This is a genomic window from Streptomyces sp. NBC_00080 (genome assembly GCF_045041255.1).
GTDB classification, from domain to species: Bacteria; Actinomycetota; Actinomycetes; order Streptomycetales; family Streptomycetaceae; genus Streptomyces; species Streptomyces coriariae.
Genome location: NZ_CP108235.1, coordinates 3,536,750 through 3,561,066 on the forward strand (window position 1 = coordinate 3,536,750; position 24,317 = coordinate 3,561,066).

25 protein-coding genes and 1 pseudogene are annotated in these 24,317 nt (G+C 70.4%); 4 read left to right on the forward strand and 22 right to left on the reverse strand.

What is annotated here, in order from left to right; genetic code table 11:
* Positions 1-177: 177 nt before the first annotated feature.
* The 7 genes from OHU34_RS15505 to OHU34_RS15535 all read right to left on the reverse strand — a co-directional run bounded on the left by OHU34_RS15505 (position 178) and on the right by OHU34_RS15535 (position 8,089).
* Complete coding sequence (locus tag OHU34_RS15505) at positions 178-1,569, reverse strand: AI-2E family transporter (RefSeq protein WP_405766818.1); 1,392 nt, start codon at positions 1,567-1,569, stop codon at positions 178-180.
* 141 nt (positions 1,570-1,710) lie between these two features.
* Entirely contained in the window at positions 1,711-2,430 is a 720-nt protein-coding gene (locus OHU34_RS15510; RefSeq protein ID WP_142265982.1) for a transglycosylase SLT domain-containing protein, read from the reverse strand.
* 58 nt (positions 2,431-2,488) lie between these two features.
* Positions 2,489-3,163, reverse strand: coding sequence for a transglycosylase SLT domain-containing protein (locus OHU34_RS15515; protein WP_020128031.1), 675 nt, complete (start codon positions 3,161-3,163; stop codon positions 2,489-2,491).
* Positions 3,164-3,584: 421 nt separating this feature from the next.
* Positions 3,585-4,910, reverse strand: a complete 1,326-nt coding sequence (locus OHU34_RS15520; RefSeq protein ID WP_028806556.1) for a PhoH family protein — start codon at positions 4,908-4,910, stop codon at positions 3,585-3,587.
* A 337-nt stretch (positions 4,911-5,247) separates the two neighbouring features.
* Positions 5,248-6,021, reverse strand: coding sequence for an isoprenyl transferase (locus OHU34_RS15525; protein WP_020128033.1), 774 nt, complete (start codon positions 6,019-6,021; stop codon positions 5,248-5,250).
* Between the two features lie 638 nt (positions 6,022-6,659).
* On the reverse strand, positions 6,660-7,475 hold the full coding sequence (locus OHU34_RS15530; protein WP_142265981.1) for a class I SAM-dependent methyltransferase: 816 nt from the start codon (positions 7,473-7,475) through the stop codon (positions 6,660-6,662).
* A 53-nt stretch (positions 7,476-7,528) separates the two neighbouring features.
* On the reverse strand, positions 7,529-8,089 hold the full coding sequence (locus OHU34_RS15535; RefSeq protein ID WP_230194763.1) for a dihydrofolate reductase family protein: 561 nt from the start codon (positions 8,087-8,089) through the stop codon (positions 7,529-7,531).
* A gap of 88 nt (positions 8,090-8,177) precedes the next feature.
* On the opposite strand from OHU34_RS15535, the gene OHU34_RS15540 reads away from it, so the two are divergent.
* On the forward strand, positions 8,178-8,582 hold the full coding sequence (locus tag OHU34_RS15540; RefSeq protein WP_230194764.1) for a DUF192 domain-containing protein: 405 nt from the start codon (positions 8,178-8,180) through the stop codon (positions 8,580-8,582).
* Here OHU34_RS15540 and OHU34_RS15545 read toward each other — a convergent pair.
* The 13 genes from OHU34_RS15545 to cpaB form a co-directional block, all read right to left on the reverse strand.
* A complete protein-coding gene (locus tag OHU34_RS15545) occupies positions 8,557-9,174 on the reverse strand; it encodes an OmpA family protein (RefSeq protein WP_142265978.1) in 618 nt (205 codons plus the stop codon). The genes OHU34_RS15540 and OHU34_RS15545 overlap by 26 nt on opposite strands.
* An 8-nt stretch (positions 9,175-9,182) precedes the next feature.
* The gene (locus tag OHU34_RS15550) at positions 9,183-9,761 is read right to left on the reverse strand and encodes a hypothetical protein (RefSeq protein WP_405766822.1); all 579 of its coding nucleotides are present in this window, start codon (positions 9,759-9,761) and stop codon (positions 9,183-9,185) included.
* Positions 9,762-9,795: 34 nt separating this feature from the next.
* Complete coding sequence (locus OHU34_RS15555; protein WP_405772261.1) at positions 9,796-10,446, reverse strand: pilus assembly protein TadG-related protein; 651 nt, start codon at positions 10,444-10,446, stop codon at positions 9,796-9,798.
* The gene (locus OHU34_RS15560) at positions 10,446-10,682 is read right to left on the reverse strand and encodes a Flp family type IVb pilin (RefSeq protein ID WP_405766823.1); all 237 of its coding nucleotides are present in this window, start codon (positions 10,680-10,682) and stop codon (positions 10,446-10,448) included. The genes OHU34_RS15555 and OHU34_RS15560 overlap by 1 nt, the downstream gene beginning before the upstream one ends.
* Before the next feature lie 120 nt (positions 10,683-10,802).
* Positions 10,803-11,597: a response regulator transcription factor gene (locus tag OHU34_RS15565; protein WP_142265975.1), complete on the reverse strand. Its 795-nt coding sequence runs from the start codon at positions 11,595-11,597 to the stop codon at positions 10,803-10,805.
* Positions 11,597-13,078, reverse strand: coding sequence for a sensor histidine kinase (locus tag OHU34_RS15570; RefSeq protein WP_230194767.1), 1,482 nt, complete (start codon positions 13,076-13,078; stop codon positions 11,597-11,599). The genes OHU34_RS15565 and OHU34_RS15570 overlap by 1 nt, the downstream gene beginning before the upstream one ends.
* 9 nt (positions 13,079-13,087) lie before the next feature.
* Entirely contained in the window at positions 13,088-13,975 is an 888-nt protein-coding gene (locus tag OHU34_RS15575; RefSeq protein ID WP_142265973.1) for a DUF5936 domain-containing protein, read from the reverse strand.
* A gap of 19 nt (positions 13,976-13,994) precedes the next feature.
* A complete protein-coding gene (locus OHU34_RS15580) occupies positions 13,995-14,939 on the reverse strand; it encodes a type II secretion system F family protein (protein ID WP_142265972.1) in 945 nt (314 codons plus the stop codon).
* A gap of 5 nt (positions 14,940-14,944) precedes the next feature.
* Positions 14,945-16,282 carry a CpaF family protein gene (locus OHU34_RS15585; protein WP_142265971.1) on the reverse strand — a complete coding sequence of 446 codons (1,338 nt, stop codon included), beginning with the start codon at positions 16,280-16,282 and terminating at the stop codon, positions 14,945-14,947.
* Between the two features lie 16 nt (positions 16,283-16,298).
* Positions 16,299-16,670, reverse strand: coding sequence for a TadE/TadG family type IV pilus assembly protein (locus OHU34_RS15590; RefSeq protein WP_405766828.1), 372 nt, complete (start codon positions 16,668-16,670; stop codon positions 16,299-16,301).
* 1 nt (position 16,671) lies between these two features.
* The gene (locus OHU34_RS15595) at positions 16,672-17,055 is read right to left on the reverse strand and encodes a TadE/TadG family type IV pilus assembly protein (protein ID WP_142265969.1); all 384 of its coding nucleotides are present in this window, start codon (positions 17,053-17,055) and stop codon (positions 16,672-16,674) included.
* A gap of 5 nt (positions 17,056-17,060) precedes the next feature.
* A complete protein-coding gene (locus tag OHU34_RS15600) occupies positions 17,061-18,317 on the reverse strand; it encodes a CpaE family protein (RefSeq protein WP_405766832.1) in 1,257 nt (418 codons plus the stop codon).
* A 13-nt stretch (positions 18,318-18,330) separates the two neighbouring features.
* On the reverse strand, positions 18,331-19,038 hold the full coding sequence (cpaB, locus tag OHU34_RS15605) for a Flp pilus assembly protein CpaB (protein ID WP_142265967.1): 708 nt from the start codon (positions 19,036-19,038) through the stop codon (positions 18,331-18,333).
* Between the two features lie 117 nt (positions 19,039-19,155).
* On the opposite strand from cpaB, the pseudogene OHU34_RS15610 reads away from it, so the two are divergent.
* Positions 19,156-20,181 (forward strand): annotated as a pseudogene (locus OHU34_RS15610) (RNA-guided endonuclease InsQ/TnpB family protein); the annotation flags it as partial.
* 118 nt (positions 20,182-20,299) lie between these two features.
* On the opposite strand, the gene OHU34_RS15615 reads toward OHU34_RS15610, so the two are convergent.
* On the reverse strand, positions 20,300-21,172 hold the full coding sequence (locus tag OHU34_RS15615) for a hypothetical protein (RefSeq protein ID WP_230194768.1): 873 nt from the start codon (positions 21,170-21,172) through the stop codon (positions 20,300-20,302).
* Between the two features lie 250 nt (positions 21,173-21,422).
* On the opposite strand from OHU34_RS15615, the gene OHU34_RS15620 reads away from it, so the two are divergent.
* Positions 21,423-23,120 carry a chitinase gene (locus OHU34_RS15620; RefSeq protein ID WP_142265965.1) on the forward strand — a complete coding sequence of 566 codons (1,698 nt, stop codon included), beginning with the start codon at positions 21,423-21,425 and terminating at the stop codon, positions 23,118-23,120.
* Positions 23,121-23,235: 115 nt separating this feature from the next.
* On the opposite strand, the gene OHU34_RS15625 is transcribed toward OHU34_RS15620, so the two are convergent.
* Positions 23,236-23,649: a hypothetical protein gene (locus tag OHU34_RS15625; protein WP_142265964.1), complete on the reverse strand. Its 414-nt coding sequence runs from the start codon at positions 23,647-23,649 to the stop codon at positions 23,236-23,238.
* 120 nt (positions 23,650-23,769) lie between these two features.
* Here OHU34_RS15625 and OHU34_RS15630 point away from each other — a divergent pair, with 120 nt between their 5' ends.
* Positions 23,770-24,282 carry a SigE family RNA polymerase sigma factor gene (locus OHU34_RS15630; protein ID WP_142265963.1) on the forward strand — a complete coding sequence of 171 codons (513 nt, stop codon included), beginning with the start codon at positions 23,770-23,772 and terminating at the stop codon, positions 24,280-24,282.
* Positions 24,283-24,317 lie beyond the last annotated feature (35 nt).

The window sequence follows — 24,317 nt, forward strand, 5'->3', positions numbered from 1 at the left end:
ACCTCTCGCACATACGCCTGACGCGTAGCGCTGAGGAGGGAATGTGTATCAGTCCGTACGCATATTCCAGCGAGGGATTTCCGACCTGCCCTCAGCTGACGGAAGTTGCTCCGTCGAGGGACTCAATTCGCTTTGTTCGGAGTCCATTTGACCGATTGAAAGACTGCCGCCGTTCCCTCAAGGAGCCTTGTCCGCGGGCGTCTCGGGCGTCTCGGAACCCGCGGGGACCGCCGGAGGAACCGTCGGGGAGGCCGTCGGGGTCGCCACCGGTGCCACCCCCGCCGCTGTCGCGCCCCTCGGCCGTGGTGCGTGCCGCAGCGCCTGTTCGCGGGAATAGGTGTGCAGGTAGCCCACCACCGTGTTGGTGACGGCCACCAGGGGCACCGCCACGATGGCACCGCCGATGCCCGCCACCATGCCGCCCGCGGCGACCGACAGGACCACCGCCAGCGGGTGGACGCGTACCGCGCGGCCGAGGATGAACGGCTGCAGGATGTGGCCCTCGATCTGCTGCACGGCCAGCACGACCGCCAGGGTCATCACCGCGGTGAACACGCCCTGGGTGACCAGTGCGACCACGACCGCCAGCGCGCCGGAGGCGACCGCGCCGACGAGCGGGATGAAGGAGAACAGGAAGATGAAGACGGCGAGCGGGACGGCCATCGGCACATCGAGGAAGTAGATGCCGAGGCCGATGAAGATCGCGTCGATCAACGCGACTATCACCGTGCCGCGCACATAGGCCGTGAGCGTCGCCCAGGCCCGCGGGCCCGCGCCCGCCACGCCCGGCCGGGCCGCGGCCGGGACCAGCTTGAGCGTCCACTCCCAGATGCGCTTGCCGTCGTACAGCAGGAAGAGCGTCGAGAAGAACGCCAGGAGGATGCCGGTCAGCGCCTCGACGACGACGGTGACGCCCTCCAGGCCCGCCGAGGTGATCGAGTCCGTGTTGTCCCCGATGGCATCCCGCAGGTTCTTGGCGATGCCGTTGATCTGCTTGTCGGTGACGTGGAAGGGGCTGTTGAGCAGCCAGCGGCGCAGATCGTCGATGCCGTCCTGGACCTGGCCGGAGAGGTCGTCGATGTTCGCCATGACCTGCCAGGTCACGAACCAGCCCATCAGCCCGATGACGACGAACCCGAGGATCGCCGTCAGCGCGGTGGCCGCACCGCCGGGCACTCCGGCCCGCTTCAGCCGGGCCACGGTGGGCTGGAGGAGCGCGGTCAGGAGCAGTGCGACCACGAACGACATGACGACCAGCTGGACCGCGCTGATGGCCTTCATCAGCACCCAGACGGTCCCGGCGAGCACCAGCAGCCGCCAGCCCGCCTCGGCGGCGACCCGGACCCCCCACGGCACGGCCTGGGCGGGGTCGGGACGCGGAGCGGCGGGCACGACCTCCTCCGGGTAGGCCTCGGCGGCCGGTACGGCGGTGTCGGGCGGTGTCGGCTCCGGTTCGGCGGCGCTCTCCCGCCTCTCCCGCTCGACCTCGGCACGCCGTTCGTCGAGCCGCTCACCCATCTCGCTCAGTCCGGCACCGAGCCTGCCGAGCCATCCTGGAACTCGCGACATGATCCGTCCTCTTCCCCCGTCTTCCCCCACCACTCCCCCTGGAGTCGTCGGCCCCGGCCGTACCGACCGTACAGGGCGAAAGCCCCTCCCCTAGGACGGGGAGGGGCTGCGCGGGGTTGAGCGGCCGAGGGCGGCCGCGGCTCAGTACGAGCCGTTGGCCAGCCAGTAGTCCCAGGCGTCGCAGGGACTGCCGTAGCGGTCGTTCATGTAGTTCAGGCCCCACTTGATCTGGGTGGCCGGGTTGGTCCGCCAGTCGGCACCGGCGGACGACATCTTCGAGCCGGGATAGGCCTGGACGAGACCGTAGGCGCCCGACGAGGGGTTGACCGCCTGGTAGTTCCAGGTGGACTCGTGGTCCACGATGTTGCTGAAGCACTGGAACTGGCCGCTGGGCACCATCTGACGGGCGATGGCCTGGACCTCGGCGACGGTGTACGAGGCCTGCTGCGGGAAGCTGCCGGCCGACGAGGTCGAGGCGACCTCGGTGGTGGCCTTGGTCTTCGCGGCCTCGGCCGCCTTGTCCTTGGCCTCCTGGGCGGCCTTCGCCTTGGCCAGGGCCGCCTTCTGCTTGGCCACGGCGTCCTTGGCCGCCTGCTTACGGGCGGACTCCTCCGCCGTCTTCTTGGCGGTGGTGTCCGCGGCGATGGCCTGGACGTCTGCCTGCTGTGTCAGCGAGGCCGTCTGTACCTGGGCCTGCTGCCCTACGGGTAAGTCCGACAGGAGCGTCGATTCGCCCGCCGTCGCCTCGGCGTCGTCGCCTGGCTGGGCCACGCTGCCCTGGGCCACTCCCATGACAGCGCCGACAGTGGTGACCGCGGTGGCCGAGGCCACGGCGAATCCCCGGGCCGATATCCGGCTCACGCGGTCTCCTTCTGTTGTGCCGTCGGGTGGAGAACTGCACGACCAGGGCCGCGTGGACTCAGTACCAGTGGTTGGCCTGCCAGAACGACCACGCCTCACAGGGGCTGCCGTACCGGCTGTCCATGTAGTTCAGGCCCCACTTGATCTGGGTGGCCGGGTTGGTCTGCCAGTCGGAGCCGGCGGACGCGTACTTGCCGGCGGGCAGGGCCTGGAAGAGTCCGTAGGCGCCGGAGGAGGCGTTCACGGCGTGGTAGTTCCAGCTGGACTCGTGGTCCACGATGTTGCTGAAGCACTGGAACTGGCCGCTGGGCACCATCTGGGCCGCCATCGCCTGGATCTGCGCGATGGAGTAGGAGCTCTGGATCGGGAAGTCGCCCGCGCTGCGGCTGGCCTTGGCCTTGGCCTCCGCGCGGTCCTTGGCAGCCTTTTCGGCGGCCTCCTTCTTCGCGATCGCCGACTTGGCGGCGGCCTTGCGGGCCGACTCCTCGGCGTCCTTCTTCGCGCCCTCGTCCGCGGCGATGGCCTGTACGTTGGCCTGCTGCGTGAGGGACGCCGTCTGCACCTGGGCCTGCTGGCCCACGGGTATGTCGGCGAGGAGCGTCGCGTCGCTGGCCGTCGCTTCAGCGTCGTTGGGCTGCGCGACGCTGCCCGAGGCAACGCCGACGACGCTTCCGACAGCGGTGACCGCCGTGGCCGAGGCCACTGCGAATCCCCGGACCGAGATCCGGCTCACACGGTTTTCCTTCCGGCATCGCCCGCTTCGGTGACCCTGGCGGACGCAATCGTGCCCTTGTCGCTGGTCTCCGAACTGCGGGGTCACAGGAGACACGGGCCCGGTGGGCAACTCCCGGTGAGGGAGTGCCACATGGTGCACGGGCGGCATACGACGGTCGGTATGGAGTTGAAGGTGATGCTCAAGCGGTGCCGTACTGCTGGGGGCACAGATGTGTCGCATGCGGGGCCTGACAGGACTGAGACTTTGCCGCAACCAGACTGTGCAAGGCAATTCCGAGTTGCGTGTGAAAGCTCACACCCGTGGGGACCCTGGGGATTTCGCGAAACCCCCACATACGCCGGCGCCGCCCGACTAGGCTCACAGCCTTTGTCGGACGGCGCCAACCACCGCTTTTCCCCGGTCAATTGGGGCGGGTCATTCAGATCTGCCCATCCTCCAGCATTTCGGTCACAAGTGCTGCGATCTGGGACCTCTCGGACCTGTTCAGCGTGACGTGCGCGAAGAGCGGATGGCCCTTCAGTTTCTCGACGACGGCGACCACGCCGTCATAACGCCCGACCCGCAGATTGTCCCTTTGCGCCACATCGTGGGTCAGAACCACCCGCGAATTCGCGCCGATCCGGGACAGAACGGTGAGAAGTACATTCCGTTCGAGCGACTGCGCCTCGTCGACGATCACGAAGGCGTCGTGGAGGGAGCGGCCCCGGATGTGGGTCAGGGGCAGGACCTCCAGCATCCCTCGTGCGGTGACCTCCTCGATGACCTCGCGGCTGGTGACCGCGGACAGCGTGTCGAAGACCGCCTGCGCCCAGGGGCCCATCTTGTCGGCCTCGGAACCCGGCAGATAGCCCAGCTCCTGTCCGCCCACCGCGTACAGCGGCCGGAAGACCATCACCTTCTGGTGCTGGCGGCGCTCCAGGACCGCCTCCAGACCCGCGCAGAGCGCGAGCGCGGACTTGCCGGTGCCGGCCCGGCCGCCCATGGACAGGATCCCGACGTCCGGGTCGAGCAGCAGATCGAGCGCGATGCGCTGCTCGGCGCTGCGGCCCTTGATGCCGAAGGCCTCGCGGTCACCGCGCACGAGCCGGACGTTGCCGTCGGCGGTGACCCGGCCCAGGGCCTTGCCCCGCTCCGACTGGATGGTCAGGCCGGTGTGCACGGGAAGGTCGGCGACCTCGGGCACGTGGATGTGCCCCTCCTCGAAGAGGATGTCCACCTGCTCACCGGACAGGGTCAGTTCGGACATTCCGGTCCAGCCGGAGGAGCCCGTGATCGCGAGTTCCGCGCGGTACTCCTCCGCGAGGAGACCGACCGACGACGCCTTGATCCTGAGCGGGAGGTCCTTCGACACGACCGTGACGTCGAAACCCTCGGCCTGGAGATTGCGGGCCACCGCGAGGATGCGAGAGTCGTTGTCACCCAGGCGGTAGCCGGAAGGCAGCACGCTGGGGTCCGAGTGGTTGAGCTCGACACGGACGGTGCCGCCGAGTTCCCCGATCGGGATGGGGGCGTCGAGGCGACCGAACTTCACCCGGTAGTCGTCCAGCAGGCGCAGTGCCTGCCGGGCGAAGTAGCCGAGCTCCGGATGGTGCCGCTTGGCCTCCAGTTCCGTGACCACGACGATGGGGAGCACTACCTCGTGCTCGTCGAAGCGGGTCAGGGCGTTCGGGTCGGCCAGCAGAACGCTGGTGTCGAGAACATAGGTGCGCCGGTCTGGCATACGGCGCTTTGTGCTGGTCACCACGGAAGGACGTACCCCCTCGGATGAGGTCGGGGAGCGACGGAGTGGAGCTGGACCGGTTTCCGGCCGCTTCGCACGGGCCGAGAACCGGCCCCCCGCTGCTTCTTCCGTGCCGTGACCGCACGGTCGGGCTGGTGCAAAAGGGCCTCCCGGGCGGACGGCCCCGTGCCGCCCGCTGAGATCCGACACCCGTGGTTCGGGCGTCGACCTGCTTGGCTTATGCCCTCGAACATGCGCCGCCATGCCACGGCATATGACGGCGCGCCGGTGAACTCCTCGTTACTTCCGCCCCAAACGGGGTAGACGGGACGCCCTCGAAGGGCGTCCGCCGACTTGTGCCTCAGCCGCCGTAACGGCGGTGACGGGCCGCGTAGTCGCGCAGGGCCCGCAGGAAGTCGACCTTGCGGAAGGCCGGCCAGAAGACCTCGCAGAAGTAGTACTCCGCATGGGCCGTCTGCCACAGCATGAATCCGGACAACCGCTGCTCGCCGCTTGTTCGGATCACCAGGTCGGGGTCGGGCTGGGCGCCGGTGTAGAGGTGGCGGCCGATCAGGTCGACGCTGACGGAGTCGGCGAGGTCCTCCATCGAGGTCCCCCGGTCCGCCGCGTCCACGATCATCGAGCGCACGGCGTCGGCGATCTCCTGGCGACCGCCGTAGCCGATGGCGACGTTGACCAGTATCCCGTCGACGTGGGCGGTGGACTCCTCGGCGACCTTCAACGCGGTCTGCACGTGGGAGGGGAGGATGTCGGGGGTGCCGACGTGGTGGACGCGCCAGCGGCCGTCGGCGGCGAGGGTGCGGACGACATCCTCGATGATGCCGAGGAGCGGGACCAGTTCGTCGTCGGGGCGGTCGAGGTTGTCCGTCGACAGCAGCCAGAGGGTGACGACCTCGACGTCCGTCTCGGTGCACCAGCCGAGGAACTCCTCGATCTTCTCCGCACCGGCGCGGTGACCGTGCACGGTGGTGGAACCCGAGGCCTTCGCCCAGCGTCGGTTGCCGTCCATGATGACGCCGATGTGCTTCGGCACCTGAGCGTGGTCCAGGTGACCTTCCACCCGGCGTGCGTACAGCCTGACCAGAAGGCCGCGCAGCTTGTCGCGCAGGTTCACGTGATTGTCAGCCCCTCCGTACGGTGCGGTCCCCGCGGGGCGCAGCCTACCCCCGCGGGGCTTGGACCGTTGACGGGGGTGGGAGGCGCCGCCCACGCCCGAGCGACTGTGCCGGGGCAAAAAAACGGGCCGGTCCGTGGGGGGGAGACGGACCGGCCCGAGGGGGGGTTTCCACCATAACCCTTCGTAAGTGATGCTGCGTGCATCGGCGCGCCACAACTACTCTCCGGAGTCGCGCGGCGACGCGCCGGTGGTCGCGGAATGCATGATTCATGGGTGGCGCATGGCCGGAACACAACCGATTCCCAGGGGAATGGGCACGATTGCCAGGGAAAGCTGAGGTTTTGGAGCAGCTTGAGGCTCCGTCGACCCGTCGCCCGTCCGTCCCTCCGACGGGCTACCCCGGCCGTGAACGCCCGCTTGACGCGGGCGTCACCGCGCAGCCCCCTCCGCTGCGCGGTGACGTCCACGCAGCTTTGCGCACGCGAATTGCCCGAAGGAGAACTTACGCGAGGTCGACAGGGCACATGAACCGATCGCGATAACGATGTGGAAACTCTGTGGAGGCAGGATCCCGAGCGCGGGAGGCAGCGGTCGGGGCAAGAGCGGTCGGAGGGCGGTTCCTGGCCAGTCCCGCGCTACGGGCGGCGGGCCTCGAAGAGGTGGCGGGTGCTGTGCGCCACGAAGGGGCCCTCGGCCTTCATCTGCTCGTGCAGGGTGCGGAGTCGGGGCCGGTAGGCCTCCACCGTGAAGCCGGGGACCATCCACACCACCTTGCGCAGGAAGTGGACCACGGCGGCGATGTCGTGGAACTCGACACGCAGCCGCTCCGTCCGCAGCCCGACGACCTCCAGCCCCGCCGCCTCCGCCCCGGCGCGCTCGCGCTCGGGATGCCGGGCGCCGCTCACCTCCTCCGGCTGCGGCCCGAGGAAGTACTCGACGAGCTCGAAGACGCTGCGCGGACCGACGTGCTGGGCGAAGTAGGTGCCGCCGGGCCGGAGCACGCGGGCGATCTCCTCCCAGAGAGGCCGCACCGGATGCCTGCTGGCGACCAGGTCGAAGGTGGCGTCCGCGAAGGGCAGCGGGGCGTCCTCCGGGGACGCGACGACCGCGATGCCACGCGGGCCCAGCAGCGCGGTGGCCTTGGCGACGTTCGCCGGCCAGCCCTCGGTGGCGACGGTGAGCACGGGGGCCTTGGGGGCTGCCCGGCCGAGCGCGAAGTCCAGGACCTCCCCTCCCCCGGTCTGCACGTCGAGCGCGGCGCTCGCGCCCGCCAGCCGTCCGGCCAGCGACATCGCATACCCCCAGGAGGGCCGCGCCTCGGTGGCCCGTCCCTCGAACCAGGAGAAGTCCCACCCCTCGGTGGGGACGGCGGCCCCTTCGGCGAGCAGTGCCTCGAAGGAGGGGTCCGCGTGGTCGCTGTCGTCACCGGTGTCCCGGCCCTTGTCGTCCATATGGGGATGGTGGCAGAGGGGCCGCCGGGGTGCCGCCGGTTTACGACGGCCCGTCACGCGTAGCGCAGCAGCACGACCCCGTTGCCGAAGGCGTGGGACTCGGTGAGGCGGAGCACGGTCGGGATGCTCACGTCGGGGTGCGGGAACAGGGCTTTGCCCCGGCCCACGAGGACCGGGTGGACGTAGACGCGAAGCTCGTCGACGAGATCGTGGCGCAGGAACTCGGCGACCAGGTCGGCGCCGCTGAGCCCCAGGTCGCCGCCCAGCTGCTCCTTGAGCAGCGCGACCTCCTCGGGGACGACGTCCCGGACGATCGTGGTGTTCCAGTCGGCGTGTGCCAGCGTCCGCGAGTACACGATCTTCGGTTTCTCGCGCCAGATCGCGGCGAACTCGACCATGGTGGCGGGGGTGTCCGGGTCGGCGTCCGCGGTCGGCCAGTAGTCGGCCATGAGCTCGTACGTGGTCCGGCCGCTGAGCAGGGCGCCCAGCTCCCCGACCATGTCGTTGAAGTGCTGGTGCAGTTCGTCGTCGACCTGGTGCCAGGAGATGTCGCGGTCCGGGCCCTCGATGTACCCGTCGAGAGACATCGACATGATCAGGACGATCTTCCCCATACGACGGTCCCCTTCGTGTTCCGGCTCGCTACGGTGCGAACGATCCAGAGGGTCGAGAGGGTAGTCACACGACCGAGGGGAGACGGGGATGGCGCGCTGGCGGGACGGGTGGGGAGAACTCGTGGTGGGGGGCCACGCGGACGGAGGGGACGGCGGGGCCGGGGGCGGCCTTCGGGTGCCCCTGGAGATCGCCGCCTCCTACCGGGCCCGTACCCGGGGGTTGCTCGGGCGGGACTCGGTGGACGGGGCGATGCTGTTGTCGCCCGCCGGCAGCGTGCACACCTTCGGTATGCGCATGCCCATCGACGTCGCGTACCTGGACCGGCGGCTCCGCGTCATCGCCGTACGCACCATGCGGCCGGGGCGGCTGGGCCTGCCCCGGCCGCGGTCCCGGCATGTGCTGGAGGCGGCGGCCGGGGCGATGGAGGGGTGGGGGTTGCGGGTGGGGGTGCGGGTGGAGGTGAGGGTCAGCTCGCCGTACGCGGGAACGTGACCTCCACCCGACGGTTCTTCTTGCGGCCGGCCTCGGTGGAGTTGTCGGAGATGGGGTACTGCTCGCCGTAGCCGCGCACCTCGAAGGTGATGCCCGGGTCGTTGAGGTCTCCCGCGAGTTCCGCCTGGACGGCGTCCGCCCGCTGCTTCGACAGGACGTCGCCGTGAGCGGAGGAGCCCAGGTTGTCCGTGAAGCCGAAGACCCGGACCACGGTGGTGTTGTTCTGCTTCTTGATCTCCGCGGCGATCGTGGCGATACGGGACTTCGCCTCCGTGCCGAGCTTCGCGCTGTCCTTGCCGAAGAGGACCTCGGCCTGGAGCGCGAACGTCACGTCCGCGTTGGTGTCCTCCCGGCGCTCGTCACCCGACTCGTCCTCGACGACCTGCTTGATGTCCAGCACCTTGGGCTCGGCGAGGGTGCCGCCCTCGGGGAGCTTGAGGTCGGGGTCGTTGGGGTCGACCTCCACGGGCGCGGTGGCGGTGGGCTCGGTACCGGGGGGAACGCTGGGGGTGGTGTCGGCTTCGGCGGCGGGCGCCGTCCCGACCATCACGAGGGTGGCCGCGGCCACCGCCAGAGTGAGACGTGGGGTCATGATCGGCCTCACCCGGAGATCTTGATGACCCCGCTGGGGAACAGCGGGAGTTGGAAGGAGACGTCCGTCGAGCTCGCGGGGGGCGCGGGGAACTGGAGGAAGACGTCGATGGACTCCCCGGCCTTGAGTGCCGAAAAGCCCGTGGTGGTGAGGGGACGCCCCTCGGTGTCGCGCAGGACGTAGTAGCGCTTCTTGCTCTTGGAGTCGACGAGGGTAGCGCCACCCAGGGAGAGGCCATTGTTGATGATTTCGGTCTCGTTGCCGCTCAACGCGGACGGGATCACAACTTTCGTCCCGCTGTCGTTTTTCAGAGCCCCGTTCACGGTGACAAAGCCGCCTGAGTCGCGCACGGCAGAGGTGATCTGGAGCAGGAGCCCGCTCGGGCCCTTCAGCTCGGCGATCGGTTCCTCCGACTGCCCCTCCTGCGGGTTCGGCTGCGACCCACCGGTTCGCGAGGCGGACGACGAGCTCTGCGGCTTCTTGTCGTCGTCGCCGCTGCCGCAGGCGGCCGAGCCGACTGCCAGCCCGGTCACGACCGCGAGCGCGACCATCCCCCTGCGGGCTTTCGCAGTGAACCGCATGCTCATCACTCCGCTTCTTTCTGCACTCGTCGATCGCACGTCAGTCGGTGGCCAGGTGGACATCGAAGAGGTCCTCGGGTCCGGGCAGATCGGTGGGATCGTCCGGGTCCAGCTCCCAGTCCCCACCCTTGCAGGTGAGCGTCGGCAGCACGTCGTCTTCGGCATCCTCGCCCGGCGGCTCACCCGACGGTTCGCCAGACGGCTCGACCGGCGGCTCGGACGGTGGCACGGAGGGCAGTTCGAACGTGCACAGCGACTCGATCACCGCGGTGGCCGAGGCGTGTGCCCTCGTGGTACTCGTGACGGGGATTACGGAGTCCCCCGCCGGCTTGTTCGCCTGCACCCTGACCGTGGTCCGGAAGCCGTCTTCGCAATCGTCCACACTGGCGTCGTTCTGCGCCGCGAGCTCATAGGCGCGCCAGCACGAGGGCTTCAGTCCCACATCGCCGTCGAAGATCCTCTGCCACTGCGTGGGGTCGAGGACGGCCAGCTTCCACAGATCGGCGAGCTCGTCCCTGGCCTCCTGCGCCGACGCCAGCGCCGCCGCGTCGGCGGCCGTCTGCGCGCCGTTGCGGTTCACCGCCGCCTGGCCGACCGCGAAGTAGGCGAACGCGAGAAAGAGCAGGCCCGCCACCACCACGATGTAGATGGGGAAGACCTGCCCTGCGTCGCCGTACGTGCGAGGTCGGATCAGGGGGCCACCTTTTCGATCTGTGTCCTCAGCTTGTCGACGATCGTCTGGCCCAGGTTCGTGTTGGCGATCAGGACCACGATCGCCACCACCACCGCGATGATGCCCAGGTACTCGACGGCGGTCTGTCCCCTGTCGTCGTCGGCGCGGCGGCGTACGGCCCGCACCGTCGTGTTCGTCCAGCCGCTCACCCGGACCCTGGCCGCGACGGCGGTCTTCAGCAGCAGGTCGCTCATGGCGTTCCTCTCCATCGGTGGCGTGACCGGCAACGTATGACCGTGTGTCCACCTCGGAGAAGGGCCCCTGGGCCCAATCCCGGACCCAGTCGGAGGGCAGAAGTAAAGTCCGGCGGTATCTCATGAGGTCACCGCCGTGCCCAGCCACTTGGCCGCGGCCTCGGAGCGGCTGCTGCTGTGCAGCTTGGCGAAGATGCGGTTGATGTGGTTCTTGACCGTCTTCTCGCTGATGAAGCAGGTGGCGGCGATCTGCTGATTGTTCATGCCCGACGCGATGAGGTCCATGATCTCCGCCTCCCTCGCGCTGAGTTGGAACCCCGCCCGGAATACCGAGGAAGAAGACTGTCTCACGATTGGTTGCAACTGCGAAAGCACTTCCGTGGAAGTCTCTGGAAATAGGGGGGATGGGTCCACTTTCACGTGTGCAGTCGCATCGCCCCGCAGCTGTGCCAGTACCGCTGTCGCCGCCGTCGGGGTGAAGTGGGCGCGGCCCCGGGTGACGTCCCGCACCGCCGACACCAACTCCTCCACGGTGAACTCCCCGTGGACGAGGTAGCCCCCGGCTCCCCCGCGCAGGGCTTCCTGGACGATCTCGGCCTCGTGGCTGTACGTCAGCATCACGACCCGGGCGATCCGTGCCAGGTGCGGAAGGGCCGAGAGTCCGTCCACCCCGGGCATGCGGACGTCCAGGAGGACCACGTCGGGGCGGTGCAGGCGGGCCGCCTCGTAGGCCTCGCGGCCGTCCGCCGCCTGCGCGACGACCGTGATGTCCTGCCGGCCGGAGAGCAGGGCGGTCAGGCCCGCCCGGACCACCGGGTTGTCGTCGGCCACGACCACGCGTACGGGGCAGGGCCTGGGCGGTGGCGGGAAGAGCGGCTGCTCGGCGCCGGGGCGGTGGGGCGGTCGGTCCGGCATCAGACGACCTCCTCTGTGAGCGCGGCCAGCGGGAGCTCCAGGCGCACCTCGGTGCCCCGGGAGTCGTGGCCGTGGCCGATACGGATGCGGGCGCCGACGGAGGCGGCCCGTTCGGTCATGCCGACCAGGCCGAAGTGGCCCGTGCGGCGCAGCTGTTCGAGGGTGACGCCGGGCGGGAGGCCACGGCCGTCGTCGCGGACGCTCAGGGTGAGGAGCTCGCCGTTCACGGCCGCTCGCACCTCCACATGGGTCGGGGCCGCGTGGCGGTGGGCGTTCTCCATGGCCTCGGAGGTGATCGTGAGGAGCTGTCGGGCCACCGCGGGCGGGACGGGGAGCGTCGCGCGGTCGCCGGAGGCGTGGTAGCTGACCGGCAGGCCCGTCCGGTCCCCGAACACGTCCGCGTGGGACGCCAGTTCGGGCAGGAGGTCGACGTCCTGCGCCGGGTCCGACTCCCGGCGGAGGTCGGTGAGGAGCTCCCGGGACTCGGCGGCGGCGCGGCGCGCGGCGCGGGCGACCAGCTCGGCGTGCTGCCGCACGATGACCGGGTCCATGCCCGGCGAGCCCGCCGAATGGGCCAGGGCGTCCGCGGCGAGGGCCACGCCGTGCAGCGTCTTGGCCACGGAGTCGTGCATCTCCCGGGCCAGACGGGCGCGTTCGGCGGCGACCGCCTCGGTGCCGGCCAGGCGCGCCCTGACCGCGGTCAGGGCCTGGGTGGCCGCGCCGAAGCGGAGCATCAGGTGGCGCAGCGACGAGCCCATCGCGCCGGTGATGACGCAGAGGCCCGGCAGCAGCAGTCTCTCGGCGAGGCCGACGCCGGGCTCTTGCACGAGGGTCGCGTGGACCAGCAGCAGGATCAGTGACTGGAGGGACGCGAAACAGGCGGCGCCCCGCCAGCCGTAGACGATGCCGGCCAGCAGCGGGGTACAGACGCTGACGTAGGCGAGCGTGGTGTCCGGCCCCGCCGAGATCAGCAGCAGGGTGCCGAACAGGGTGTCCACGGCCAGCAGCGAGGGGTGGCGCAGGAGGAGGGGGCCGAAGCGCTCCCAGTCGCGGAACAGGACGTAGGACCCCATGAAGGTGACGACCACGGCCGCGCCCACCAGGCGGGTGCCCAGGCCCGGGGCGGCGTTGAGGAGGGCCGCGGGCGCGGCGACCGCGATCATGGCCAGCCGGAACCCGAACACCTGCCGGCACATCGCCTGGAGCGCGTTGACCTGAAGAGGAACGCCCTCCAGTATCGGCACCTCGGCTTTCGGCACCTCGGCTTTCGGAACCTCGGACTTCCGCACCTCGGACTTCTGCACCCCGGTGCCGGAGCCGGTGCCGGTGTCGGTCGGCGTGGTGTCCGCCGGTACCGGGCCGGCCTCCCGCTCCGGGCGGCGCCCCAGCACCCCGCCGCGCGCCCGCGCCCGTGCCCGCGCCCGTGCCCTCGCCCGCGCGCTCACCGTCACGCTCGTCGTCGCCGTCGTCATGGCCGTCATCCCGTCCGCCTACTCGCCCGTGATCGAGGTGAAGTCCGTACCGGAGCCGAGCAGCATCCCCGCGCCGAGGAGGAGCATCGTCGCCGGGACCATGAACGTGGTGATCATCAAAGTGGCCTTGGGGACCGCGCGGGCCGCCTTGCGGCGGGCGTTCTGCGCGTCCGTCCGGCGCATGTCCTTGGCGATCGAGACGAGCGTGTCGACGATCGGCGCGCCGAGTTCCTCGCCCTGCTGGAGCGCCGTGACGAACATGGCGACCTGCTCGGAGTCATTGCGGCGGCGCAGCTCCTGGAAGGCCTCGCGGCGGCTCACGCCGAGGTCCATCTGACGCAGCGTGATGCGGATCTCGTCCGCCCAGGGGCCCGCGTAGTGGGACGCCACCCGGTCGAGGGCCTGCCGGAAGCCGAGGCCCGCGCTCACCACCACGGCGAGGACGTCGAGGAAGTCCGGCAGGGTCCGCTCGATGGCGTCCTTGCGGACCCGGATCGCGGACCAGATGCCGACCTCGGACCAGAACGCGCCGAAGGCGAGCATGAGCAGCCCGACGAAGAAGCTGCCCTGGAGCAGCGCGGCGAACGCGCCGAGCGCGCCGATCGCTCCGTAGACGGCGCGCCGGGCCGCGTAGCGGTCGATGGTCAGGCCGCCCGGGTTTCCCGCGAGGTCTATCCTGCGCCGGTACCTGGTGACCTGCTTGGGGCCCATCAGCCGCAGGACGGCGGGGGCGTAGCGCATGCCCATGCGGTCGACGAGCGAGCCGACGGCACTGGTACGCGTCGAGCCGACCTCCAGGGCCAGCGCGAGGTCGCTGGGCAGCTTCACGTCGGCCCGGTACATGCGGATACCGGCGAACATGCCCCAGACGCTGAGGCCCACGGCGAGTGCGAGCAGAAGTTCCATCTCCTACGCCACCTCCTGCTCAGACGTCGATACGGGACATGCGGCGGATGAGGACGAAGCCGACCGCGTAGAGACCGAACGCGATGATCACGCAGGCCTGGCCGACGGCCGAGCCCGTCATGCGGTCCAGCGTTCCGTCCTCGACGCTGTTCATGAGGAACAACGCCCCGATCCCCAGCGCGGGCACCGCGTAGGACGTCATGTTCACCTGCGACAGCTGGGTGCGGACCTCGCGCCGGGTCTCCTTGCGTTCCTCCAGCGTCTCCGTGAGGTTGCGCAGGGCGCCGACGACCTGGCCGCCGGCCCGGTTGGAGAGGACCAGGGTGGTGACGAGGACGACCAGTTCGCGGGAGGGGAGCCGGTCGGCGAGTTCGCCCAGGGCGTCGTCCATGGAGTGGCCCACCGCCAACTGGTTGGCCACCTTGGCGAGTTCCTCGCCCGCCGGGGCCTCCAGTTCCTCGGCCGCCATGCCGATCGCGGTGCGCAGCGCCAGGCCCGCGTGGGTGGCGTTGGCCAGGATGCGCGCCAGTTCGGGGAGTTGGTTGATGAACTTCTCGATGCGTTTCTGGCGTTGCCAGTTGAGGAACTGCCAGGCCGCCCAGACGCCGAGGAGGCCGGCGATCGGGCCGAAGAAGGGGGCCAGGGTGGCCTGGCCGATCAGCCACAGGCCGGCCACCGTCGCCAGCATGTGGACGAAGAACTCGCCGGGGGTCACGTCCAGGCCGGTCGCCGCCAGCTTCAGCTCCAGCCTGCGGCCCGTCTGCGTACGGCGCAGTCGTCGGTCCAGGGTGCGGAAGCGGCGTCGGCGGCCGGTGCCGGGAGGCTGGCCGGTGTAGGAGAGGCGCTCCACCAGCTCCGCCCGCCGGTCCCGGCCGCGTGCGTACGCGTGCAGGCCCGCGACGGCCAGGGCGCAGGTCAGGACGGTTCCGCCGGTGGTGAGGGCAATCAGGGTCTCGAGGTCCATCAGCGTTACCGGGCTTCCCTTGTCGTCAGTTCGTGTGCCGCGCGCGCCACCCCGAACGCCTGCGGGATCGGCTGGCTCGCCATGTACAGGCGGTCCGCGGTGCGGCGTGGGAGGGGGAAGTACTCGAAGGCGCCGTAGACGCGGCCGTCGGCGGCCATCGGCTGGGCGTTGAAGCGGGCGATCGTCGCCAGCCGGTACGGCTCTCCGCCGTGGCTGTCGAGCACGGCTATCTCGGTGATGCGGCGGGCGCCGTCGGCGAAGCGGGTGAGCTGGACGACGACGTCCACCGCGCTGTTGATCTGGTCGTGCAGCGCGATGAAGGGAATCTCGACGTCCGACATCGACGCGAGGGTCTGCAGGCGCATCAGGGCGTCCTCCGCGCTGTTGGCGTGGACCGTGGCCAGGGAGCCGTCGTGGCCGGTCGACATCGCCTGGAGCATGTCGAGCGACTCGCCGCCCCGGACCTCGCCGACCACGATCCGGTCCGGGCGCATCCGCAGGGAGTTGCGGACCAGGTCGCGGATGGTGATGCGGCCGTTGCCCTCGACGTTCGGAGGCCGGGACTCCAGGCGGATCACATGCGACTGCTGGAGCTGGAGTTCCGCCGAGTCCTCGATGGTGATGATGCGTTCGCCGTCCGGGATCAGGCCGGAGAGCGCGTTCAGCAACGTCGTCTTGCCGGTGCCCGTCGCGCCCGAGACGATCACGTTGAACTTGGCCTGCACGAGGCCCGCCAGCAGGTACAGCATCTGCTCGTCCAGCGAGCCGAAGCCGATCAGTTCGTGGAGGGTGAAGGACCGCGGGAAGCGGCGGATGGTGAGGGTGGGGCCGGTCAGCGACAACGGGGGGATGATGACGTTGACCCGCTCGCCCGACGGCAGCCGCGCGTCGACCATCGGGTTGGTCTCGTCGACGCGGCGGTTGACGGTGGAGACGATGCGTTCGATCGTCTGCATCAGCTGGTCGTTCGACGCGAAGCGGATGGGGAGTTGTTCCACCCTGCCGCCCCGTTCGACGAAGATCGCGTCGGGGCCGTTCACCATGATCTCGGTGATCGACGCGTCCTCGAGGAGCGGCTCCAGGATGCCCAGGCCCAGTGCCTCGTCGACCACCCGGCGGATCAGCTGTGCGCGTTCCACCGTGGACAGGACGGGGCCCTCGCGGCTGATGATGTGTCCCAGGACCCGCTCCAGCCGCGCCCGGCGCTCGGCGGCGGCCAGCGAGCTCATCTCGGCGAGGTCGATCTCCTCCAGCAGCTTGGCGCGGTAGGAGGTCACCAGGTGGCCGTCCTCGCCCCGGCCGCCGTTCTCCTCGGGGGAGGTGATGCGTGCCCGCAGGCTCATGTCGGATGCCCTTCCCTCAGTGGTCGACCGGCATCGTGGCCGTCTTGTGGGCCTGGCCGAAGTTCCCGATGCCGGGAATGACGGACGGGATGGTGACGGTGGAGGTGACCCGGACCTCGTCGCCCAGGCCGGCCGCGCTGCAACTCACGTCCAGCCAACTGCTCACCGCCTGCGCGCAGTCGGCGCCGTAGTCCTCGTCGAGGGAGGCGCTGCGGGCCCCGGTCCGGGCCGCGGTGCCCGCCTGCTGTGCCGCGTACGCGATCAGGCCGAGCTGTACGGCACCGAGCGCGACCAGCAGCAGGAGCGGCAGGAACCCCAGGTACTCCAGGGCCACTTGGCCCCGGTCGCGGGAGCGGGCTCCTGCGCGTGCGCGGCGTCCGTGGGCCATCTCAGTCGCCGTCCTCTTCCTCGACGGCGCCCGCGTGCCCGTGCACCGTGAACGGGAAGTCGATGGTGCCGGGGAACAGGACCGGCACCTTGAGGGAGACGTCCGCCGTGACATAGCCACTGCCGCCGCAATCGACCACGGCGTTCCCCTTCCACGCGTCCCCGAGCTTGTCCAGGCCCGCCTGTCGGCATGCCGCGAGCCGCTCCCCCGGAGGGGCCGCCGTCCCCGCCCGCACCGCCTCGTCGGCAGCATTCCCCGCGAGCGTGAACGTGTACCCCACGAGGACGAACTGCCACACCACCACCAAGGTCACGATGATCAGCGGTGTCATGCCGAGGAACTCGATCGTGACCTGGCCCCGGTCGCGTGCCCTGTGTCCCCACATGCCGTTCACTCCCTCCGCCGCCGGAACCCGGCCGCGCCCCGGTCCCCGCCGCGCGCCCGGCCGCCCGCCCTGCGCACGAGGGCGGTCTCCGGCGCCTTGACCAGCCCCAGTTCCGCCGCGAGCGCCCACAGGGCCTGCCGGACGGTGCCCTTGCCGTCGAGGGCGTGCACCCGGCCGGCGTCGACCGCGGCCTGGAGTTCCCGGAAGTTGGCGGGGACCGTGGTCGCGGCGATCGCCGTGCCGGTGATCTTCTGGATGAGCGGGGGCTGGATCTCCGTGCTCCGGGTGTGGCGGTTGACGACGACGGTCGTCTCCTCGGCCTTGCGGATCTGGAGCCGGTCCCACATGCGGACGGTGCGTTTGGCGCCGCGGACGGCGACGACGTCGGGGGTGGTGACGAGCAGGGCCCGCTCGGCCAGTTCGACGGCGGCCGCGCCCGCGCCGCTCAGCTGGGCGCCGCAGTCGACGACGACGACCTCGTAGCGGGAGCGCAGGGCGCTGATGATCTGGCGGGCGGCGCGGTCGGTGACCTCCTCGCCGCGTTCGCCCTCGGCGGGGGCGAGGAGGAGGGCCACGCCGGTGTCGTGCCGGAAGACGGCCTCGGCGAGGATGCGGGGCGAGATGTCGGTGATGGCGGCCAGGTCGACGACCGAGCGGCGGAACTGGACGTCCAGGTAGGAGGCGACGTCACCGGACTGGAGGTCGAGGTCGACGAGGGCGGTGGGGCGGCCGGACGCCTGCGCGGCGAGGGCGAGCTGTACGGCCGTGAGGGTGGTGCCCACGCCTCCCTTGGCGCCGCTGACGGTGACGACGGTGCCGCCGACGCCGGTGAACACGTCGGCCCCGTGGCCGAGATGGCGCCGTACGCCGACCGACCACTGGGCGACGGCCTGGACGCGGTTGGCGAGGTCCTCGTAGCTCAGCGGGAGGGTGACCAGACCGCGGGCGCCTGAGTCCATGGCGGCGGCGAACAGGCCGGGCCCCACGTCGGTGGTGACGAGGATGACGCCGACCGCGGGAAACCGCAGGGCCACCTCCCGGACCAGCTCGAGCGCCGGTACGGGGCCGATGCGTTCGTGGACGACGACGACCTCGGGCAGTTCGTCGACCGACTCGGCGGCGAGCCGGGCCAGGGTGTCCACGAGCTGGGTGGAGTCGGAGACCGGGGCGACCGGTTCGGCGTCCGGGAGCTGGCTGAGCAGGGTGGTGAGGGAACGGACCGCGTCCGCGTCGCCGACGGCCGGGAGGATCCTCGTGGGCATGGGCGGCGGCCTCTCACTTGTCCGTGACGAGTTCGTAGGTACGGTCCTGGTCGGGGACCGTGGTGTCGCCGCCGGGCGCGACGAGGGCGAGGCGGACGCGCTTGGCGAAGGACTCGGCGTACGTGATGCGCTGGGCGTCGAGCGTGGACAGTGCGAAGGTGATGGGGACCGCGTCGGTGGGCGACTGGCTGCGGTTGTTCTCGTCCGGCTCGAGGGCGGTCAGCTCGCCCACGTCGAGGACCCGGGCGTTGGTGACGATGATCTTCGACTGGTCGGGGTCGCTCTCCCGGGCGCCCTCGAAGGTGGCGTAGACGTTGACGGACGACCCGGGGGTGATCTTGCCGGCGACGCCGGTGGCCGCGTCGATCATGATGGCGACCTCCTGCTGGCCCGGCTGGAGGGCGGGCTGGTCGACGATCATGTCGCTCTGGAGCAGGGAGCCCTTCTTCAGCGTCGTCACGGCGATCTTGCCGCGGATGGCGGCGAGGTCGGTGACCGCGTTCTCCGACAGCCAGCGCTCCGGCATCTCGATCTTCTTGAACTGGCCCGCGTTCAGGGTGGTGTAGGGCGCCACGTCGGAACGCAGCTCGTACGCCGTGACCTCGGGACCGACCTTGGACTTCACGTCGTCGATGACGGAGAGGACGCCGGCGAACGCGCCGAGGGCGCACAGGATCGACAGGAGCAGGAGAATCACGCCGCGGCGCTGACGGGAGTTCATCGGGGTTCCTCCGTGGATACCCCGGCTTTCAGGCCGGGGAGGAAATGGACTCCTGCGGAGCGGGGCGGGGAGAGCCGGTCGGCCGCCAGAGCGGAAGCGCGCTCACCCATCCGAGGCGCGTTGCTGACCGCATGGAAGAAGACCGAGGAGCTGGCCTACCTGGGCGAGGTGTCGTCGGTCCCGCTCCAGCAGGCGCTGCGGCATCTGCAGATCGCCTTCTCGAACTTCTTCGCGAAGCGGGCGAAGTACCCGCGGTTCAAGTCCCGGAAGAAGTCCCGCAGGAGCGCGGAGTACACCACCAGCGCGTTCCGCTTCCGCGACGGGCGGCTGACTCTCGCGAAGATGAGCGAGCCACTGGACATCCGCTGGTCGCGCCCCATGCCCGAGGGCGCGAAGCCCTCGACGGTGACCGTGTCCCACGATGCGGCCGGACGTTGGTTCGTGTGCCTCCTCGTAGAGGACCCCGCCGTCCAGCCGCTCCCTGCCAACGGCACGGCCATCGGCATCGACGTCGGCCTCAGTCACCTGGTGACCCTGTCCACCGGGGAGAAGGTCGCCGACCCACGGCATGAGCGCCGCGACCGGGCCCGCCTGGCGAGGGCCCAGCGGCAGGTGTCCCGCAAGGCCACGGGTTCCGCGAACCGGACCAAGGCCCGTGTCAAGGCCGCCCGCGTCCACGCGCGGATCGCCGACCGCCGCCGCGACATGCTGCACAAACTGACCACTCGGCTCGTGCGTGAGAACCAAACGCTCGTGATCGAGGACCTGACCGTCCGCGGAATGGTCAGAAACCGGAGCCTCGCCCGCGCCATCAGCGACGCGGCATGGGCCGACTTCCGGAGCATGTTGGAGTACAAGGCCGCCTGGTACGGACGGGAAGTGATCGCGGTCGACCGCTTCTTCCCCTCCTCCAAGCTGTGCTCGCACTGCGGCGCCCTCGCCGAGAGGATGCCGCTCAACGTCCGTACCTGGACGTGCGACGGCTGCGGCACGACCCATGACCGGGACGTGAATGCGGCGAAGAACCTTCTGGCCGTCGGGCTGACGGCATCTGTCTGTGGAGCCGGTGTAAGACCTCAACGGGAGTCCTCCCGGACGGGGCGGTCGGCGACGAAGCAGAAAACCCCACGGCGCGAGCCGTAGGAATTCCCCTCTGTCAGGAGGGGGAGGAAGTCAAGAGCCGTGCAACCTCGCTTCTTTGCTTTGTGGGGGTCGGTCGAGCGGACGGGACAGGGGCCTGGGACGGGGTGCTCAAGGCGGTTCAGTCGCCCGCGGTGAGCGCGCGGGCGGCGGGACGGGCGGTGAGGTCGGAGGCGGGCGGCGGGGTCGCGGAGCAGAAGACGCAGCGGTCGCCGATGACGTCGATGCCGCACCAGTGGCAGACGCTCTGCCGCACGGACGTGACCAGCTGGTAGAGGACCGACAGGTCGGGCAGGTAGGCGCAGAACTCGATCGCCTTGCCGGTGCCCCACCAGTCGGCGGACTCGGCGGGCAGATGCGTCTCGCGCAGCCCCTGGACCTTCCAGGCGGGGGCGAGGACGTCGGTGACCCAGTCGGACTGCAGCTGTCCGCGGGCGACGAGCAGCCAGGTACCGAACTCCGGTCCGGGCAGCACTGTTTCGGGGGTGGCCTTGACCAGTTCCGGCTGCGGGTGGGCGAGCACACCGAACTGACTACCCGGAACCCATGACCTGGCATGCGAGGTCAGGCCGACCACGGGCACCCGGTCGAGGCGGGCGACCGAGCCGAGCAGCGCGCCCGCGTGGAGGTAGTGGGTGAGCAGCCGGCCCGCGGAGGCGAGGACGCCGGGGCCGAGGTCGCAGGAGGCCAGCTGACGCAGCTGGCGGGCGAGGACGGCCGTCGCGAGCGGGGGAAGGTCGGGGCGGAAGAGCGCGATGCGGTCGCTCTCCAGGAGGGAGCGGATGGTGTGCAGTCGCTGCTCGACGGCGACGGGGACGGACCGCGAGTACACGACGATCACGTGTCCGTACTGATCGACGAGGGCCTGGACGGCGGCCAGGGCACGGTCCAGCGGCTGTCGGTCGAGGTCGGCGAGAACGGTGGCGGGCAGGGTGCGCTCGTCCTGCGGCGGCAGCGCCAGGTCGGCTCCGGTCACGGCAATGGCTGTTGGCACGCGCAGCTCCCCGATTCCCGCGGTCCGGCCCACCGGCGTTACTCCGGTGCACCGGGGTGACTTCATTGCGTGACTACCCCAGCACTGTATCCACGCCTCTGTGGCCGGAGAACAGCTTTCCCTGGCTGCCAAGCAACTCTTCTTCGCGCAAGTCCCGTCAAATCGGGGCAGGTTACGCACGCGCGTCCTCCACCGGCCCTCCACGGCCGGACCTCTTGACAACAGAATTGGTCTGGACCAACTTACTGCCATGTCCCCACTGAAAAGAACGACACGACTCGGGCCGGGAGCCGCGGGCGTCCTCGCCGCCGCCCTCGCCCTGTCCATGACGGGCGCGGCTCAGGCGTCCGCCGCGGACCTGAACAACGCGAGGAACGCCGGCTTCGAGTCCGGCCTGACCAACTGGACCTGTTCGGCGGGCAGCGGTACGACCGTCTCCTCGCCGACGCACGCGGGAGCGGCCGCGCTGAAGGCGACCCCGGCGGGGCAGGACAACGCCAGGTGCGCCCAGACGGTGGCCGTGAAGCCCAACTCGACGTACACGCTCAGCGCGTGGGTCCAGGGCGGCTACACCTACCTGGGCGTGACCGGCACCGGCACGACGGACGTGTCGACCTGGACGCCCGATTCGGCGTCGTGGAAGCAGCTGTCGACGACCTTCACCACCGGCGCGTCGACCACGTCCGTATCCGTGTACACGCACGGCTGGTACGGCCAGGCGGCGTACTACGCGGACGACGTGTCGGTCTACGGCCCCGACGGCGGCGGGGGCGGCGACCCGGCCCCGACGGTGCCCGGCGCACCGGCCGGGCTGGCCGTGTCGGGCACGACCTCGTCGTCCGTGTCCCTCTCGTGGAACGCGGTCTCCGGCGCGACCGGCTACTCCGTCTACCGCGGCGGTACGAAGGTGACGGCGGTGACCGGGACCTCGGCGACCGTGACCGGCCTCGCGGCCTCGACGTCGTACAGCTTCCAGGTCACGGCGACCAACGCGGCCGGCGAGTCGGTGAAGTCGACGGCGGTCACGGGCACGACGACCGCGGTCGGCACCGGGGGCGGGACCGTGCCCAAGCACGCGGTGACCGGCTACTGGCAGAACTTCAACAACGGCGCGACCGTCCAGAAGATCTCCGACGTCCCCTCCCAGTACGACATCATCGCCGTGGCCTTCGCGGACGCGACGACGACGCCGGGTGCCGTGACCTTCAACCTGGACTCCGCGGGCCTGGGCGGCTACACGGTGGACCAGTTCAAGGCGGACATCAGGGCGAAGCAGGCGGCCGGCAGGAAGGTCATCGTCTCGGTGGGCGGCCAGAACGGCACCGTTTCGGTGAGCGACCCGACGTCCGCGGCGAACTTCGCGAACTCGGTGTACGCGCTGATGCAGACGTACGGGTTCGACGGTGTCGACATCGACCTGGAGAACGGCCTGAACGCGACGTACATGTCGCAGGCGCTGCGGTCGCTGTCGTCGAAGGCGGGCTCCGGGCTGGTCCTGACGATGGCCCCGCAGACGATCGACATGCAGTCGACGTCGAACGGCTACTTCCAGACGGCGCTGAACGTGAAGGACATCCTCACGGTCGTCAACATGCAGTACTACAACAGCGGTTCGATGCTGGGCTGCGACGGCAAGGTCTACAGCCAGGGCTCGGTGGACTTCCTGACGGCGCTGGCCTGCATCCAGCTGGAGGGCGGTCTGGACCCGTCCCAGGTGGGCCTGGGACTGCCGGCCTCGACGAGCGGCGCGGGCAGCGGATACGTGTCGCCGACGGTGGTCAACAACGCCCTGGACTGCCTCGCCAAGGGCACGGGCTGCGGCTCCTTCAAGCCGTCGAAGACCTATCCCGCTCTGCGGGGCGCGATGACGTGGTCGACGAACTGGGACGCGTCGGCGGGCAACGCGTGGTCGGCGGCCGTGGGCCCGCATGTGCACGGGCTGCCGTAGCGGCGCGGGGGCGGTAGCCGGTAGCCGGTAGCCGGTGACGGAGGGTGTCGCTCCACGGGACGACCGTGGGCGGCACCCTCCCGTGCGTCCGGCGCTGCCGCCGCCCGGCAGTCCGTCAGTACCCCGTCGGCCGGTAGTGGCCCAGCACCCAGGCCAGTTGGGCGAACCAGCCCTGCAACCGTTCCCTCGGCTTCGCCGTCACCACGCACTCGTAGACCCTGCCGTCCACGTGCACCACGGCGACCATGAGGGCCTTGCCGTCGGGGCTCGCCTTGTAGTGGACGCTGCGGACCTCGGGCCAGGGGAACTCGACCGTGATGTCGTACATCTCGAAGGCGACGCCCGCCGCGTCCACGACGACCGAGTTGCGCTTGTCGACCGCGAGGAACTCCGGACCGGGCGGCGGCTCCGCCTGCGGGGCGTACTGCGGGGCATAGTGCTGCGGGTGCTGCGGGTGCTGCGGGACATACGGCGGCGGGGGCGGGCCGAAGCCCGGCGGCGGCGGAGGGGAGGGCGGCTGGTCTGTCACAACGAAAAAGTACCCCCGCGATCCTGTGCGGCCACTTTCGGTCTCCCCTGAAACATTTCCCGCACCCCACCGCATTAGGGAGTTGAGGACAGCACGGCAACCGACACAGGGGGAACACTCATGAGGCAGGCCGCCCGCGCGGACGAGTACGCCGAGTTCGCGGCGGCGCGTACCGGGCATCTGTACCGGTCGGCCTGTCTGCTCACCGCCGGGGACACCCACCTCGCCGAGGATCTGGTTCAGGAGACCCTCGGCAGGCTGTACGTCCGCTGGGGGCGGGTGTCCCGGGTCGACAACCCGGCCGGTTACGCGCAGACCGTCCTCACCCGCACCTTCCTCGCCCACCAGCGGCGGCGCAGCAGCCGCGAGCGGGCCGTGGAGGCGTTCCCGGACGTGGCCGACGGCAGCGGTACCGACACACCGCTGCGGCTGACCCTGATGCAGGCCCTCGGGCGGCTGCCCGCCAAGGACCGGGCGGTCGTGGTCCTGCGGTACTGGGAGGACCGCTCGATCGAGGAGACCGCAGGCGCGATGAACGCGAGCTCGGCGGCCGTGCGGACGCGCTGCTCGCGGGCGCTGGGGCGGCTGCGGGAGCTGCTGGGCGAGGACATCGGCGAGTACGCCCGCCCCTGAGCCGTCCGGCACCCGGCCCCCGGTACCGCGCCCCG